This window comes from Novosphingobium sp. BL-S-32 (assembly GCF_056857055.1).
On record NZ_CM166477.1, the window covers coordinates 299,822 to 317,057 of the forward strand.

Here is a 17,236-nt window from a genome sequence, read left to right on the forward strand (position 1 = left end):
ATCCTGAAAACAGGCCGGAAACAAAAAGACTGCATGCGCCGGGCTGAAATCCGCGCATCGCGAAGGAAGCAGGAGAGAGACAATGGCAGGCAAGCAGATGCATCTGGTCAGCTTCCAGATCCATTCACCGATCAATCACACCGTGCTCAGCTGGGCCGCGCCCGGCGACAACCGGCTGGACGCGATGGCCGATCTCAAGGCGTGGCAGGACCTCGTCCGCACGCTGGAGCGCGGCAAGTTCGACGGCCTGTTCTTCGCCGATACGCCCGGCGTGTTCGACCGCTATCGCGACAGCCATGAAGACGCGGTGAAGTACGGCATCTGCTGGCCCAACCACGATCCGGTCGTGCTGCTTTCCGCGCTTGCTGCCGTGACCGAGAACCTCGGCCTTGCCACCACGATGTCGACCAGTTCCTACCGCCCGTGGTCGATCGTGCGCCAGCTTTCCACGCTGGACTACCTGTCCGGCGGCCGCATCGGCTGGAACATCGTCACCGGCCACTTGCGCGGCGAGCACCGCGCGCTCGGCCACCAGCAGCTCGATCACGACCGCCGCTACGACGCCGCCGACGAATACATGGAGATCTGCTACCGCCTGTGGGATTCGATCGGCGAAGGCGCCGTCCTCGCCGACCGCGAGGCGGGGATCTACGCCGACCCTTCCAAGGTGAAGTTCGTCGATTTCGACGGCGAGTTCCACAAGTGCCAGACGGTCGGCCCGGTGCTGCCTTCGCCGCAGAAGCGCCCGGTGCTGTTCCAGGCGGGCACCTCGGGGCGCGGCCTGCGCTTCGGCCTTGAGCATGGCGACGTGGTCTTCGCAATCCAGCCCAACCTGCCCGGCATGCAGCGCTACATGAACCAGTTGCAGGAAGCCGCGACCGGCCTCGGCCGCAAGGCGCCCGGCGTGCTGTTCGGCGTGCAGCCGATCCTTGGCGGCACCGAGGAGGAAGCGCAGCGCCACCTTGACGATCTGGTCGAGCGCCTGCCGCTCGACGGCTGCCTTGCCCGGCTTTCGGGCACGATGGGCGTCGATTTCTCCGGCATCGAACTCGATCAGCCGATGCAGGAACAGGCAACGCAGGCCTCGCAGGGGCTGATGAAGGCCTTCACCTCGGTGCTGGGCGACCGCCCCTTCACCTTGCGCGAAGTGGCGATCAAGTGGGGCCTTTCGGTCGGCATGCCGCAGATCGTCGGCACGCCCGAGCAAGTGGCCGACAAGCTGGAGCAGATCTGGCGCGAAACTGGCTGCCATGGCTACAACCTGACGCCCACGGTCATGGCGTCTTCCGTCACCAACTTCGTCGATGAAGTCGTGCCGATCCTGCAAAAGCGCGGCGTCTTCCGCACCGAATACGAAGGCACGACGTTTGCCGCCAACCTCGGCCTGACCTGATGGCCATAGCGAAGAAGGCCCACAACATCGGTCAGCTGCGCGCCCTTGCCCGGCGCCGGCTGCCGCGCGCGATCTGGGAGTTCATGGAGCGCGGGACCGAGGACGATCTGCTGATCGGCCGCAATGTCTCGGCCCTGCAATCGCTGCACCTCACGCCGCGCACTTTGCGCGATGTGTCCGCGCGCTCGGCCGAAACGGTGCTGTTCGGGCGCCGCCAGCCCCTGCCGCTGGTGATTGCGCCGACCGGCATTGCCGACCTCATGTGGCACCGGGGCGAGCGCGCCATCGCCAGCGCCGCTGCCGCGGCGGGCATTCCCTTCACCCAGACCACCAGTTCGACCACCAGCTTTGCGGATATCGCCAAGGTCGCCGGTGCCGGCCACTGGATGCAGATGTACTTGTGGGAACGGCGCGAGCTTTCGTGGCAAGTGGTGGAAGCTGCCGGGAAGCACGGCGCCGACGTGCTGGTGCTGACCGTGGATACCCCGGTCTGGCCGCTGCGCGAATTCAACCGCCGCGCCGGAATGTCCAACCCGGTCCGGCCCAACGCCCGCCTCGTCAGCGATTTCCTGCGCCGCCCAGGCTGGCTCGCCTCGGTCATGGGGCGTTATATGCTGGAAGGCGGACTGCCGCAGTTCGCCAACTATCCCGCCGAAGTCGGCGGCCGCATCACCGGCAAAGTCGCGCGCGTCACCAATTCGGCCTCAGTGGACTGGAAGGACATGGATGAACTGCGCCGCCGCTGGCCGGGCAAGCTGGTGGTCAAGGGCCTGCTCCATCCGGACGACGCGCGCCGCGCGGTCGAGCACGGGGTGGACGGCATTGCCGTATCCAATCACGGGGGGCGCAACTTCGATTCCTCGCCGCCCGCCATCGATGCCCTGCCAGCTATCGTCGACGCCGTGGGCGGCCGCGCCACCGTGCTATTCGACAGCGGCGTGCGGCGCGGGGCCGATGTCATCAAGGCCATCACGCTTGGCGCTGACGCGGTGATGATCGGCCGCGCCACGCTCTACGGCTGCGCCGCCGCAGGACAGGCCGGGGCGGCCCATGCGCTGGCCTTGCTCGCGAACGAGATCGACGTGGCGATGGCCATGTTGGGGATCACCCGGCTCGATGAACTGGACAGAAGCTTCCTTGGTTCGGGCAGGAGCGCTATGCAGCCGTCAGCGGCCTTCGAAGGAACCTGATGACGTTACCTGCTTCCAGTTCAAATTTGGCCAGCTCGGGAGCGGCCAGCCAGCGCATCGCCGACATCCTTGCCGAGCGTATTCTCGCGGGCGAGATCGCCCCCGGCGCGCGCATCAAGCAGGACGAACTGGCCGCTGAACTGGAAACGAGCCGCATCCCGGTGCGCGATGCTCTGCGCATGCTGGAAGCGCGCGGCCTTGTCGTCATGCGCCCGAATACCGGCGCGCGCGTGGCCAGCCTGTCCTTGCGCGACCTTGAGGTATCCTACGAGATCCGCGAGCGGATCGAGCCGCTGCTGCTCGCCGAAAGCATGCCGCACCTCACCGAAGGCGATTTCGCCGATCTCAAGCGGGTGATGGAGCGCAACGAACAAGTCACCGACATTGACGAGGCCATTGCGCTGGGCCGCGAGTTTCACTGGATCACCTATCGGCGGCACGAGACCCCCCTTCTCGCGCAGATCGTCGAGCGCGTCTGGGACACCACGCAGAGCTATCGCCGCGCTTACCTGAAGCTTGCCTTCGCCAGCGGCAGCCGCACGCATGACGTGGAGCACCAGTTGCTTTACGATGCCGTGATCCGGGGCGAGGTTGAAACCGCACAGGCCGCGCTCATCCTCCATATCCGCCGCACCCGCATCGGCCTGCAACGCCACGCCCACCGCTTCCAGTCGGTGCAGACGGCGGCGGACGAAAGCTGACAACCGGGGCCTGAACGATTGGAATCTGATCGGGCGGCAGCGTCCGGTCGTCCAGCATCCGCACCAGTTCGCCCGCCTCGATGTGCGGCCGCGCGCTTTCTTCCTCAACAATTGCCCGCCGGCACCGTGCGCCGCTTCAACGAAGCCGATGCTGACGAGGCCGACGCGGATCACCAACGACGCAGATATGGCCTGCGAAACGACGTGCTGGGGCGGGATCGCAACCGCCAGCCAGACGCCGCCGCACGGTGCGAACCCCTCACTCGCTTCGTGGGCCTCAAGCAGTCGGCCATCGGGCGTAGGTTGGGGGCTTTCGGCCTTGAGGCGGTTCGGTATCCACGCACAACGCCGGCTCGAATCGCCGCCCTGAATCGCCTCCGATGATTCGCCGGCAAACAAATGAACGGCAGCCAAACAAGCTTGCTGCCCGTTTGGAAAAAAGGGCTCCAGACAGGCCCGCCCCCAAGATATTGCGTCTCAAAGGGGGTGGGTGGCACTACAAACAGGAATATAGGCCATCCCATTGCCGAAATGAATGAAATTGCCTATCCTGCCCGCAAAAGTGCTTCAATGGAGTGCCGCGTGGCCGAATCGAATGCCGTCATTTCCCAGATTGGCGATCTTGCCGAGGCGGGAGAGAAGATGATCGAGCGCTTGCGGCGCAAGGCGTTTCTGCCGGAAAGCCGCAAGGGACTCAATGTCCGCACCGGAATCGCCGAAGCGGCGCAGCTGCTTGGCTGCTCCACCAACCGTATCCGCATGGCAGAGGACGACGGCCGCCTGCCCCCTCCCCCCGCCGGGGAAAACGGGCGCCGGCTCGGCTACTCGATCGAGGACATGCTGCACATGCGCGAAGTGCTCGGCGCCTCGCCGGCCCGCGCGCCGCTTGACGTTCCGGCGATGATCGCCGTGCAGAATTTCAAGGGCGGCGTCGGCAAATCTACCGTCACCACCCATCTTGCGCACTATTTCGCGGTGCACGGCTACAAGGTGCTGGTGGTCGACTGCGACAGCCAGGCAACCACGACCACGCTGTTCGGCTTCAACCCGCACTTCAACATCACGCGGGAAGAGACGCTCTACCCCTATCTCTCGATCGACCCGACCCAGGCCGACTTGCTCTATGCGGTCAAGCGCACGCCCTGGCCCAATGTCGACCTGATCCCCTCGAACCTTGAACTGTTCGACGTCGAGTACGAACTCGCCGCTGCCGGTTCCGACGGGCAATCGGTACTGGCCGCGCGCTTCCGCAAGCTGAAGCAAGGACTTACGGATCTTTCGCGCCATTACGACGTGGTGATTCTCGATCCGCCGCCGGCGCTCGGCACGATCAGCCTTGCCGTGATGCAGGCGGCCAATGCCCTGCTGGTGCCGCTTGCCGCCACCACGCCGGACTTCTGCTCGACCGTGCAGTTCCTTTCGATGATGGACCAGGTGCTCGACCAGCTGACCGGTGTCGGCATCGAGGTCGACTATTCGTTCGTTCGCCTGATCTGCTCGAAGTTCGACGGCAACGATCCCAGCCACGAGATGGTCCGCACGATCATGGAGCAGACTTTCGGCCCTGCCCTGCTCCCGGTCCCGATCCTCGAAAGCGCCGAGATCAGCCATGCCGCCATGCGCATGATGACCGTCTACGAACTGGAAAAGCCGATCGGCACCGCGCGTACGCACAAGCGCTCGCGCGCCAATCTCGACGAGGCGCTGGGCCAGATCGAACAGCTCGTTCGCGCCGGTTGGGGCCGCAGCCAGAAAGTGGACGAGGAGCTGCTGGTCAATGGCTGACCATGCCCTTCCGGACCGCGACGGCATCGTTCTTTCGGGAACGCCGTCGAGGTTCGGCGTTTTCCATTTGTTCTTTTTAAATTCCGATACCCCTGCCCTCTCAGAGCGTCCTTCGAGGTAAGCCCATGGCCCGCAAGCAATCCGACTATCTCGCCGCGCTGCTCTCCGACGAAGAGATCGAACCGACCGCGTCGGCAGCCGAAGCCACGGATATCGCGGCCATTCCGGTGGTCCCGCGGGCCGAACGCGCGCGTGGCACCACGCTGCTCGGCCGTGAAAGCGCGCTTGCCCGCGTAGCCAGCGGCGAAGTCCGGCAGGTCACGCAGCTTCTGCTCGATCCTGCCAGGGTCCGCCCCTGGCCGGGCAATGCACGCAGCTATACCCACCTCACCGAGGAATCGTGCCGCGAGCTGATCGATTCGATGATCGCCGAAGGCGGTCAGAAAGTCCCGGCCGTGGTCCGCCGCATCGATGGCGACCCGGACCACGATTTCGAAGTCATCGCCGGTACCCGCCGCCACTGGTCGGTGGCCTGGCTGCGTGCGCATTCCTATCCGGAGATGCATTTCGTTGCGCAAGTCGTCCAGCTCGACGACGAGGCCGCTTTCCGGCTTGCCGATCTTGAGAACCGCGCCCGCAAGGACGTTTCGGATCTCGAACGCGCTCGCAATTATGCCGAGGCACTCAAACAGCACTACGGCAACCACATGACGCGCATGGCCGAGCGGCTCAAGCTCTCCAAGGGCTGGCTGTCAAAGATGCTCAAGGTCGCGGCCATTCCGGACGCCATCCTCGATGCTTTCGCCTCCCCTGCCGATGTTCAGCTCAAGCCCGCCTATCCGTTGGCGCAGGCACTGGACGACAGCGCCAAGTCTCCCGCGATCCGCAAGGAGGCCCAGCGGCTTGCCCGTGAACAGACAAGCCGCCGCAATGGCGGGCGCCCTTCGGTTCCTGCCGCCGACGTCATCAAGACGCTGCTGGCCGCGCCCGAAGCCGATCGTGTTCGTCCAGAACCGAAGTCGGTCTTTTCGCGGCACGGTCGGCACATGGCCTCGGTGCAATCGAGCAACCGCCAGGGCGTAACGCTGCGCCTTCATGCCGGTTCGGGCGCGACGCGCGATGAAGTGCTCGATGCCGTGCGCGAATTACTCGACTTGCTCGATGGCGAAGGCAAAGGCCTGCGTCCCTGACCTGACCGGCAGGAAGAAGCTGCATGGCCATCGGCTGCGCGGCGATCTGAAACGTTTACGGGTGGGTGATCACACAAGGCGGGGGCGAAAGCTCCCGCCTTTTTTCGTTTCCCCTGCCCTGCTCCTTGTTTCCCCGGGGAAACACTACCGGCGTAAGTGCCACCGCCGTGAACGAGCGGCACCGCTGCAGCTGTGCTCGGCCACCCCTCTCCCATCTCTCTCATCCCGCAAGCAGTCGGATGCCCACTGCTCTCCTGTGAGCCCTGCCGCGCCCGTTCAGCATGTCAGCATGCTCACCGAGCCCCTGTTTCCCCGGGGAAACACAACCGGCAGCCCGCACCCGTCACCCCCGCGTTAGCGTCTTCGGTCGTGACCGGCCTACGGATCCGGTCCATTCACATCCACCTTGCCCTTGCGAGTTCTTCACAGGCACGCGCGGCGCCGATTTGCCCTTGCTTTGCGTGCCCGTCATGATGGCGAGAATCACCGAAATTCGCCGCGACGCTGTTTCCCTGGGGAAACAGACCACCGGCGAAGCTTCAAGAATGCAAAGCCACGTCCACTTGCCAGTCGGAATCCGAACATGAGCCGCCAAAAGCCGGAGACGGCCTCAGAACAATTCGACATGTTCCTGCCCTATGTCGCAGACATGCCGCTGCGCGATCAGCGCGAGATGATGGAACGCCCCTTCTTCAGCTTGGCCAAATCGAAGCGCGTCAAGCCGATCGACTATACCAGCCCGGATGGAAAGCTCTGGGTCCATGTCAGCGCCAACCCGGACTACGGAATGGCGACGATCTGGGATGCAGACATCCTGATCTACTGCGCCAGCATGCTTGCCGACATGTCGCGGCGCGGCGCCAACGATGTCCCGCGCAAACTCCATCTCATGCCCTACGACCTGCTCCGCGCAATTGGCCGCCCCACCACCGGGCGGGCCTACGAACTGCTGGGTCAGGCACTCGACCGGCTCGTCTCGACAACGATCAAGACCAATATCCGTGCCGAGAACCGCCGCGAGGCAACATTCTCCTGGCTCGATGGCTGGACCCAGCTGGTCGACGAGCGGACCGAACGCTCGCGCGGGATGACGATCGAGCTGTCCAACTGGTTCTGGGAAGGCGTGATGATGAAGGGAGGCGTGCTCTCGATCGACCGCGCCTATTTCGACATCACCGGCGGCCGCGAACGCTGGCTCTACCGCGTCGCGCGCAAGCATGCCGGCGGGGCAGGGGAGGCCGGTTTCGCGATCTCGATGCCCGTATTGTTCGAAAAGTCGGGTGCCGAGGGGCAATATCGCCGCTTCAAGTTCGAGATGCTCAAGCTCGCCGAGAAGGACGAACTGCCGGGCTATGCCCTTGCGGTCGAGACCGCGAAGGACGGCGAGCCCATGCTGCGGATGCGCCGGGTGGACGGGAAGGGCGGCGCCGGAATGGTGCTGCCCGAGGCCGCGGCGGAAGAAGGGTCTGCCGATCCCACGGTCAAGGTCGCCGCGGCCAAGCGGGTTTCCCCGGGGAAACGGGCCGCCTCGCCAAGCGGCACTGATGACAGCCAGCGCGCACAGCCATCATCCGCTGAGGCCGTTCCCGGCGGGAACGCGCCCGAAGACGTGGTGGATGCCCGCAAACTCATCCGCACCACCATCGTCGGTCTGTCCGATGCCGCAACGCGCGGGTTCATGACCGACGAGACCATCACGCTTCTGCGCCGCGAGTGCCCGGGCTGGGATCTCCATGCACTCCACGCGGATTTCGAACGCTGGATCGGGGCCAGCCCCGAACGGACGCCTGCCGATTGGCAGCGCGCCTTCGTCGGTTGGGTCCGCCGCCATCACGAAAAGAACGGCCGCTCGCTGCGCGGATAAGCGGGCCCGGCATTCAGGTCAGGTGAGGGAAGGGGGGCCGTTCCCGAAGTGTCGCGTCAGGATTGGATCGATGTCCGCGACGCTTCACTCGAAAGGGACGGCTTCCGAGATTTGAACCTTCTCTGCGAAGCATGCGCGCAAAGTAATTCAACCTCGCACCCAAACCGGGCGCTTTTCACTGTCCATCGACACTACGGGAACAGGAAAACCCCACCCTTCGACACTCCGGGAACACCCCTTCGACACTCCGGGAACGCCTGCCTCGACACTCCAGGAACGGATGCACGTCCTTTCGGGAACAGCCCAAATTCGCGACTCATCGGAGTCCCGTGGCTTTCGGGAGCAATCTGGGCCTGTAACCTTGTAACAGAATCCCTAAATGAGATTCTAACTGCCGGAAGCTTCGGTATTTTTGGGACAGAGGGAAGGGCGCTTTACGGCGAGCGTGCGCAAAACCGCCCAAACATAGGGCTGGCCGCCCGGGTTCAATCAGACGGCGAGGCCGCTGAACTCCGGAACGTCAGATGGTTCTGATCGCCTTGGGCCAAGCACCGCGTGTTTCAACGTACGCTCTTCGGCCCAGCCCCTGATATCGGCTGCAAATCAAACCTCACGTTATGCTGTCAGCATCGCTCGGCCGCGCGCCGCTAGCGACACTCCCGGAACACGGCCAGGCTCTTTCGGGCGGACGAAGCGGGCCAGTCGCTAAACGAGCCAAACGTGTTTGCCTTTTCCCAGCGAGACCAAGCGTACCTGTCGCTGCGCCGGCGGCTTGAAAAAAGTAGGCCTCACATCCCCCGCCTGCTCATCGCACCACGTTCGCCTGCCGCCCGTTCCATTGCGAGCGTCTTGAAACTTGTGCCCTGCCGATCGTACGCGGACCATGACATGACCTCCGCGCCCACAACGCGATGAGGGAACTGGAACGCCTTCGCCCTTGCGCCATCATCGATCGCATGCCGTCATGGAAGCCTCAAAGGTCGTTTCCAATCCCCATCGCCGCTGCAGACCCACTCGGACGACCGGGAGCGCATTTTGGACTCGCAGAAAGCGCTCAAGCTCCTTTTTTTGTGCGCAGCAGTGCGAACAAAACCCGAAATGCGCCAAATTCCCCTTGGAGGCCCTTTACAGCTCCGTGGCGCTCGCGATGAACTCTGGGTCGGGGAATGCCCGTCTTTGCTCTGTACGAGGCTCTGAGGGAGCCTTTTTTTTGGGCAAAAACGCAGCGAAAATGGCATTTCGGCATCACATGAGGCCAAAATGACTCATCGCAGGGCATCCGCCTCCGCCTGTTCACCACGGCCGCTTGTGCCCGATGCGCTACGGGCTGACACTTCGCCTGTAGGGAGGAGCGGGCCTGGATGAAGGAGCCGCGGGCAGGAGGAGCCACCATTCAAACCGGATGGCGACCGCACTTCTGTCCTAAGGTTTGTCGGCCGAGCCGGACGTGCGGCCGAGCACTTCATCGATGGCGTTCATCGAGGCCTCGTACTCATCGAGCGCATCACGCGAGAACGCAAACTCGCCAGCCCCTTCACTCTGACCGGATACGGTCTGCGCAGACGGGGCATAGCGATACATGAAGGTGCGATTATGCGAAGCCTCGGAAGCGACCAGCCCCATTTCGGCAATCGCCGTCAGAATGGTCCGCACGCCAAGCCGGGATGCGCCGACAAGCTGTTCAATCTGCGCACTGCGCAGCGGGCCGAACCCGGCGAGGAATTCCAGGACCGGCGTACTGCGTCCGCTGGAACGTCTGCCGCCTGATCGCTCGCGGATCAGATCAACCTGCTCGGCGGCTTCGCCCAGCATACGGTCGAGCTGCCACAAGGCATCCCGGAGAGCAGCCGGCGCGTCGTCACAGTGGGAAGGGGTGAGGGGATCCGACACGTCCTCATAGGGGAAGCCGCAAGGCGCAGAGAGCCGGACCAGCGACGGAAGCGGGAAGGCCAATGGCAGCCCCTGAGGTGATGAGAGGAACTCGCCGGCAAGGATGTCGAGTGCCCAGCGCGAATTCTCCGGCACGCGGACTTCGTGGGCAAAGCTTCGCTCCGGGCCGTGGATCATTTTCAGACCCGCCTCTTGCAGCCCAAAGCACACATTAGTCTGGACAGCCTTGAAAAGCGCCGAGACTGCCCAGAACGGCAGTTCGTCTTCGAGTGGATCCATGCCGGCGAGCAGACGGCGTGCTTCGGCTATCACGGTGTTCAGATCTTCGTGCACCGCTTCGTGGCCGCTGCGGATGAAGTCGGCGGGCGCCATGAACGCGCGCGTCAAATTTTGCGCCGCCTCAGCGAGATGTAGCCACGAACTGTGGGAAAATTCCGTCAATATGGCTTGGCAGATGGCCCTGGCAGGGCGTAAATTGTGCCCTGGATCATCGCTCAGCGTCTTCAAACCCGCGAACCATTCGTGGAAGCGCTGATCGGTGAAGGAATGGCCCTCTTGCCGGAGGGCCGCGATGAGGCTTTCGCGAATGATGCGCGCTGCCAGCACTCGCAAGCATGGTTCCGGCAACAACCGGGTTGCCCCCTGGATACGACCCAGGAAAAGCGCCGAAAGAGTCAAAGCATCGCGATCTGCGGCGCTTTCGGGGATTTTATCCAAACAAATCCCTTTTTATTCAAAAGGATGTGGTTTCTGTATAGCTATTCGAAGATAGCTATACACCTCCTTATGTCAATTGCCGGGACACTATCGATAACAAAAATGAGGCTATAGCGCCGCGTCCGCTCTCAGCAAACCTTCTTCCAGCAAAAGGTCAGCGGCTAGCCGAGGCTCATCGGATCAATCGATCGCCTGCGTAAGCCGCAACCACAATTGCTGGTCGAAATCGGTATCGCGAGCGGTCGTGCCGGTTCGCACCACGATGAGCTTCTTGCTGGGCACGATATAGAGCCGCCGGTCGAAAGCCCCGAGAGCTCCAACGAGATCCGACGGCGCGGCAGGGATCAGCGGACCATCCATGCGGCCGGCCAGCGCCTTTACCGTGAAGCGGCTGCCGTTGAGCCACCAGAGTTTGCCGTAAGCCGGATTGGTCCCGGAAGGCGTGAACATCGCCTGGAGACCGGCTTGTGAGACCACACGCTTCCCCTCCTTTGTCAGCCCGCCATTCAGGATCATCAGGCCGAAAAGCGCCGTATCGCGCGGAGATGTCACGAGGCCGGTATCGTTGCCGACGCTCGCGAGCGCTGCCGGGCGTTTCCGCCAGGTCGTATCCTGCATGCCGAGCGGGCTTGTCAGCCAATCGCGGGTAATGATGTCCAGCGGCTGCTTCGCTGCGGCTGCAAGCACGCGCTTGGTGATCGCATAGACCGGGGTGTTGTAGTGGAACGTCGTACCGGCAGGCCCCGCGTAGGCGAACTGGTCATTGAGGCCCGAACTCATCGTCAGCACATCGATGACGCGGATCGCAGCTTCCTGCTCGGGCGTTGCTTTGGACCAGCCTTTGCCAATGTAATCCGAGACCGGCCTGGAGACGTCCAGCAGCCCTTTGTCCGCGGCGATGGCAACAAGTACGGATACGAAGCTCTTCTGCTGCGAGGCGACGTCTTCAAGCAAGGCGCCGTGCGTGTCGTGTCCGTAGACGAAGAGCGCATATTGGGCGTCTCCCTCGGGCGCGGGCCAGTTCTTTTCGGCCAGAACCCGGCCGTCCTGGATTACCAGAAATCCGGTGCTGTTCTGGCTCTGCACATAGTCGAGAACCCGGGTCATGGCGGCGGATGGGGCTGCCGCCTCGGGTATGTCCGCGGCCTTTGCCCATGCCGGCGCGGCACCGACAGCCATCAGTGCTGCTATCGAGGATGCTGCAAGCAATACCTTGATACCTGAACGAATTCGCATTCTCGCCTCCGGCACATTTCTCTCGCGTCCGGCTTATAAGGGGCGATCCGATACATTGTCTACTGATATGGTTGACATTGAAAAGGCCCTGTAGAATGACCGGTGCCACCTCACCGGAGAGCGGGAGGGGACGAACAAGAGGATCGCACGATGCATGAGACGAGCAGGCGCAGCTTTCTGGCGGGCAGCGCGGCCCTTCCGGCAGCGGCGGCATTGCCGGGCATCCCGTCACTCGTGCCAATGACCGAGATCAGGGCGGCCACCGACACGGTCGCGGCCGATCTTGCCCGGTATATCGGCTTCGGCGGCAAGCAGGCCGGCGGCCCGGGCGACATTGCCTGCGGAAACTGGCTTTCCTCCGAACTCCAGCGATTGGGGTTTGCGGTAGAGCGGCAGGACGTGTCGACGCCTTTTTTCGGCGCAGAGCGCTGTGAACTGACCTCCGGCACGGCCAAGGCGCCCGTCTGGCCGCAGCCCATCGTTACCCCGACGGGCCCGGACGGCGTTACCGGGACAGTGGTGCGGGTCGATCCCGCCGGGCGTTCCGATTTTCCGCTGGAGAGCGCCATCGCCCTCATCGATCTGCCATTCGGACGCTGGTCCACCGCGCTGGCCAAGCCGATCAGGGAGCCGGTTCTCGCCGCGTTTGCCGCCGGCGCGAAGGCGGCGATCATCGTCACCAACGGGCCGACGGGCAAAGTCATCGCGCTCAATGCCGATGGCCGCAAAGCGATGTTCCCGGGGCCCGTCGCCGTGCTCGCGCCCGAGGATGCGCAGCCGTTTCTGGCAGCGGCGGCACAGCGGGAAGCGGCGACGCTTCATCTCGTCGGCACCGGCGGTCGCCGCCCGGCGTTCAATTTCGTGGGACGGATCGATCGCGGCAAGGACCGCTGGCTCGCCGTCTCGACACCGCGATCGGGATGGTATGGATGCGCGGCAGAGCGCGGGCCGGGGATCGCGACATGGCTATGGCTCGCCCGGTGGGCGAGCAAGGCGGTGCAGGATCACAACCTCGCCTTCATCTGCAACAGCGGCCACGAGTACGAAAACCTTGGCGCTGCCGAAACGCTGAAGGCGACGGCGCCGAAACCTGCCGAAACGCATTTCTGGCTTCATCTCGGCGCCAACGTCGCGGGAAGGGACTGGCACGACGCGGCGGGGCCGATGCAGCCGCTTCCCAGCATCGATCCGCAGCGGTTCCTGTCGGTCAGCCGATCGCTGCTGCCACTGGCGCGCAGCAGTTTCGCGGGGCACGTGGGACTGGAAACCCCGTACCCGAGCGATGTCCTGTCGGCGGGCGAGCTGAACGAAGTGATCGGCGCGGGATATCAAGCGGTCGCCGGGGTCTTCGGCATTCACCGCTTCCATCACGTGGCACAGGACGACGCGCGCTGCGTGGATGCGCATAATGTTGCGGTGACGGCAGCGGGATTCCAGCTGTTTCTGGAACGCGTGCTGCGCGGCGATCCGTCCGGCTCGGCGGCGTGAGAAGCGCGGGTCTCGTGCGCGCGCTTCCGTTCAGACTACCAGAGCGGGCGCTCCTGAAGCTGTGAGCGCCGGGTCCGCACGATCTTGTCCCGCTCCGCAGGTGTGACCTTGGGCGTGCCTGCGGGCAGGAGCTTGGCGAGATCCGTCAGCGTCACCTTGCGAACGGTCGGGACGGGCTGGCTGGAGCACTCCATCCAGCGGCCCTGCACTACGCCCGTGGCAAAGCCCGCCGTATCGAGCCAGTTGGGCACGCCGGGGTCCTTCGCGGAGACGACGATGCGGACCATGCCATCGCTGTCCTTGTGGAGCTGCGATCCGTTCAGGCTGCTCTGGTTGTTGTACCAATCGGTGGTTTCGTAGAGATCGTTGGTCAGGATCAGCGATTGGTACTGGCACTTTTCCGGCTGCGTGGTTTCGATCAGAAGCGCCTCATCGCTCTTCAGATCGTAGGCGCCTTCGAAATAGAACTGCCCGGCAAGGCCGCCCATCTGGCTCATGTCCACCGCTTTCAGCTTGTTCACAAAGCCTTCGGCGCGAAGCTTCTGGGGCCGGTCGACCAGCAGCGGGGCGATGAAGCCTGCGGCCTGCGGGATGGCGCGCAGCCGTGCGGCCAGGACTTCGGCCGAGGGGCGAGGGCGCGGCGCGGGGACGTCCAGACGCTCGATCGAGAGAGTCGGTTCCTTCTCGGCGCTCCAGTCCGATGCGACCATCCGGACCAGCAGCATGTTGGTGGTGGGATCGGACTGCCACCAGTCCCCCGTGTAGCCTTCCGGACGCGTTGGGCTCAGGATCACGTCGTAGCGGCCTGCGGCATCGACCTTGAGCAGTTCGATGTCATGCACCGGCCTTGGCGCACCGAGGTTGACGGTGCCGGGCGTCTGCGGCGGGCGAGGGCCGGCCTCGGCAATGCGGGCCTGATTCATCGAGCCGCGCTGGCCGCGCAGCCGGTAGACGCCGCCCGGGGCGATCTTGGCGGAGCGGTAATTGGTGTCGGCGTTGGGCTGTCCGGTGGTCAGGTAATTGTTGAGCTGCGGCACGAAAGTCGGGCGGTCCGGATCGGAGGCCAGCGCATCTATCCCCGCCGCCGTGACGGCGGAGAGGGCAAGCCGCGCCGCCTCCTGCCGGATTTGCGGATCGGATCGCTGCTCGGCGGGCAGGCGCGCCAGTATCCGGTCGGGCAAGTCGCGCAGACCGTCGAGGAATTCATTCCATCCGGGAACGGCTTCGCCGGCGGGCGAAGGTGGGGGGGGCGGCGGCGGGGCAGAGGGCTTTTCCGCCATCGACTTCGATCCGGCCGAGAGCAGGGCGCCGCCCAGGGCGATCAAGGCTACGGTTCGCATTACAGGGAGTACGCGCATGATGGATTCCCGGCAAAATCTGTTCCGGGCAGTCTATGGGGCGGGCGGGGCGACGCCAGCGGATCGGGCGTCGCGATCGGGCCTTATCTTGGCCATGGGGACATGAACCGCGCAAAACAGACCGGCCGTCCGAAATGCCGGTGAGGGCGATTTCGGACGGCCTGTCAGCGTATTACCAGGCTGGCTGTGTCGCGTAGAAGCGCTTCCAGAAGTCGATCTTCTCTGGACTGGCGACCGGGATCGGGGCGAAGTGGTCGCCCAGCTCCATCACTTGCGGGACTTGTGCGCTATAGGCAGGCCAATCGGGCAGGCCGGGGCCGTTGGGGTTGCCGGTCTTGATGATGTTCGCCCAATAGGACGACATGCGTTCCGCGATCTGGCGGTCCTCATCGGTCCACGGCAGGTTCACCGCGTCCAGACTGTTGAACGCATAGGGAATTTCCGAGCCATGGAACGCGCCGCGCGTATCGTGCGAGGGGCCGGGCGGGGCATGCGTCCAGAAGTAGGTGTGCAGTGGCAGCGTGTTGGCCTTACGCCACAACGTGCCCCACAGCCACGTGGAAATCCGCGAGTTGTCGCGCGCGGCAGCGTTGTTCTGGAGCGCGGCCTCCTCGTCCGTGGTGGCCGGGTAGAGGCGCAGGAACTCGCCTGCCAGCGGGCCGAGTTTGCGCCGGGCGGAGGCCTCGAACAGGGCCACGGTGACATTGGTCTGCGGCATGCCGGCGCGCGGCGGAGCCTTGCTGGCGCGCAGGGCGGCGAAGGCGGTTTCCGGCACGGCGCCGGTCTCGTCCTTGTTGTTGCCCGCGACATAGGCAATCTGGTTCTGACCGCCCGACTGGTAGGTGTCCCAGTAGGACTGCGGGATGACCCAGCCATCCACCACCGGACGGAACAGCGGCGGCTTGCCGTCGCTGCCGGTTTCGACATCGGCGTCGATCGTGGCGCTGCCTTCGATCAGCTTCTGCCAGGGCAGGGCGCGCAGTTCGGCCAGCGATCTGGCACCGTGCTGGGCGGCATATTTCTCGCCCGCCTTCTCGGCCGTGGCGAGCGGGCGCCATGAGACCGAGAGATAGCGCAGTTCGGTATCGCGCGGATAGCGAGCGTGGCTTTCGGCGATGCCGGCGCGGAACAGGCCTTTCGCGAGCGGAGACATCGACAGGAAACCCACCGATCCCGCGCCCGCCGATTGGCCGCCGATGGTCACTTTGGCAGGATCGCCGCCAAACGCGGCAATGTTGCGCTGGACCCATTGCAGGGCGGCGACATCGTCGAGCAGGCCGTAATTGCCGGAAGCCGCGTGGCCCGATTCCTTGCTCAGTTCGGGCGTCGCCAAAAAGCCGAGCACGCCGACGCGGTAGTTGAACGTGACGACGACGACGCCCTTCTTCGCAAGGCCCTCGCCGTCGAATTCGGGGCTGGCCCCGGTGCCGCCGATGAAGCCGCCGCCGTAGATCCAGACGTAGACCGGGCGCTTTTCACCACTTCCGGGCGCGGCGCCGGTCCAGACATTGAGATCAAGGCAATCCTCGCTCTGCGGCAATCCGCGCGCCATTTCGCCGCCGGGCTGGGGGCAGGCGGGGCCGAAGGTATCGGCTTTGCGCACGCCGTTCCATGCGAGCGGGGCGGCAGGCGCGCGCCAGCGCAGCGGCCCCACCGGCGGCGCCGCATAGGGGATGCCCTTGTAGACGGCGATATCGGGATCCCGGCCCGCGGCGCCGGTGAGTTGGCCGGATTCGACCTTGATCGGCGTGGTCGCGGCCAGTGTGCCTGCGCTCTGCAAGACTGGCTTCGAGGCGAAGCCGACAAGATCGCCCGAGGCAAGGACATGACCTGCCATCGCCTGCTTCAGCGCATCGAAATTACCGCCAAGATCGCCGGACAGCACGGTATCGAGCGCGAAGACCTGCACGTGATAGGCGTGGCGGGCGGCGTCATGCGTGTGCGGTCCGGCATAGGCGGCGCCCGCGCCGTGGACGTTGGGCCCGAAGGCCGCGCCGCCGGGCGCCTCGGTCATTCCGGCGGGGAGGGCGGTCGTCCCGGCGGGCAGGTTGTAGAGTACGAGGTGGATGCTGGTTCCCGCTTCCGGAGCGCCGTCCGCCGCCAGCATGCCCTGCACCACGACCACATAGGAGCGCGTGCCAGCGGGGCCCTTCGACCACGCGAGGCCGGGGAAGCGGTTGTCGCCATATTGCGTGCTGGCCAGCGGAATGTCGCCGCCCGCCGGGAAGGCCGGACTGGTGACCGTCAGGCCGTGCGCCTTGTCCTTCGCGGGCAGGGCTGCGATCAGCAATTGGCGGTCATGGCCGATGCTGGTCGGCATAGTGTTGGCGGGCAGGGCTTGGGACGAGGCCGCACCGGCCATGGCAATGAGCGCGGCCCCCGTGGCGAGACAGGCCCAGCGGCCGAGCTTCAAGCGCATCTTCA

At 64.7% G+C, this 17,236-nt stretch carries 11 protein-coding genes; 7 read left to right on the top strand and 4 right to left on the bottom strand.

Annotated elements, in window-relative coordinates; all coding sequences use genetic code 11:
• The first annotated feature begins 82 nt into the window (after positions 1-82).
• The 6 genes from AC1VVK_RS18225 to AC1VVK_RS18250 all read left to right on the top strand — a co-directional run bounded on the left by AC1VVK_RS18225 (position 83) and on the right by AC1VVK_RS18250 (position 8,123).
• Positions 83-1,393, top strand: coding sequence for an NtaA/DmoA family FMN-dependent monooxygenase (locus AC1VVK_RS18225; protein ID WP_243652777.1), 1,311 nt, complete (start codon positions 83-85; stop codon positions 1,391-1,393).
• Positions 1,393-2,583, top strand: a complete 1,191-nt coding sequence (locus AC1VVK_RS18230) for an alpha-hydroxy acid oxidase (protein WP_482906205.1) — start codon at positions 1,393-1,395, stop codon at positions 2,581-2,583. Before AC1VVK_RS18225 ends, AC1VVK_RS18230 begins: the two co-directional genes overlap by 1 nt.
• Positions 2,583-3,284, top strand: coding sequence for a GntR family transcriptional regulator (locus AC1VVK_RS18235; protein ID WP_482906206.1), 702 nt, complete (start codon positions 2,583-2,585; stop codon positions 3,282-3,284). Before AC1VVK_RS18230 ends, AC1VVK_RS18235 begins: the two co-directional genes overlap by 1 nt.
• A 642-nt stretch (positions 3,285-3,926) precedes the next feature.
• Positions 3,927-5,069 (top strand): AAA family ATPase, encoded by a 1,143-nt coding sequence (locus AC1VVK_RS18240; protein ID WP_243652783.1) that lies wholly within the window; start codon positions 3,927-3,929, stop codon positions 5,067-5,069.
• Between the two features lie 125 nt (positions 5,070-5,194).
• Positions 5,195-6,259, top strand: coding sequence for a ParB/RepB/Spo0J family partition protein (locus tag AC1VVK_RS18245; protein ID WP_482906207.1), 1,065 nt, complete (start codon positions 5,195-5,197; stop codon positions 6,257-6,259).
• Between the two features lie 583 nt (positions 6,260-6,842).
• Complete coding sequence (locus tag AC1VVK_RS18250; RefSeq protein ID WP_482906208.1) at positions 6,843-8,123, top strand: replication initiator protein A; 1,281 nt, start codon at positions 6,843-6,845, stop codon at positions 8,121-8,123.
• A gap of 1,422 nt (positions 8,124-9,545) precedes the next feature.
• On the opposite strand, the gene AC1VVK_RS18255 is transcribed toward AC1VVK_RS18250, so the two are convergent.
• Both AC1VVK_RS18255 and AC1VVK_RS18260 read right to left on the bottom strand, forming a co-directional pair.
• The gene (locus AC1VVK_RS18255) at positions 9,546-10,730 is read right to left on the bottom strand and encodes a hypothetical protein (protein WP_482906209.1); all 1,185 of its coding nucleotides are present in this window, start codon (positions 10,728-10,730) and stop codon (positions 9,546-9,548) included.
• Between the two features lie 180 nt (positions 10,731-10,910).
• Positions 10,911-11,966: a serine hydrolase domain-containing protein gene (locus AC1VVK_RS18260; RefSeq protein WP_482906210.1), complete on the bottom strand. Its 1,056-nt coding sequence runs from the start codon at positions 11,964-11,966 to the stop codon at positions 10,911-10,913.
• Between the two features lie 150 nt (positions 11,967-12,116).
• Here AC1VVK_RS18260 and AC1VVK_RS18265 point away from each other — a divergent pair, with 150 nt between their 5' ends.
• Complete coding sequence (locus tag AC1VVK_RS18265; protein ID WP_482906211.1) at positions 12,117-13,454, top strand: twin-arginine translocation signal domain-containing protein; 1,338 nt, start codon at positions 12,117-12,119, stop codon at positions 13,452-13,454.
• 35 nt (positions 13,455-13,489) lie between these two features.
• Here the strand turns inward: AC1VVK_RS18265 and AC1VVK_RS18270 are convergent, their stop codons facing one another.
• Together AC1VVK_RS18270 and AC1VVK_RS18275 are read right to left on the bottom strand one after the other, a co-directional pair.
• The gene (locus tag AC1VVK_RS18270) at positions 13,490-14,812 is read right to left on the bottom strand and encodes a DUF1214 domain-containing protein (RefSeq protein ID WP_482906212.1); all 1,323 of its coding nucleotides are present in this window, start codon (positions 14,810-14,812) and stop codon (positions 13,490-13,492) included.
• Positions 14,813-14,984: 172 nt separating this feature from the next.
• Positions 14,985-17,231 (bottom strand): carboxylesterase family protein, encoded by a 2,247-nt coding sequence (locus AC1VVK_RS18275; protein ID WP_482906213.1) that lies wholly within the window; start codon positions 17,229-17,231, stop codon positions 14,985-14,987.
• Positions 17,232-17,236: the final 5 nt, after the last annotated feature.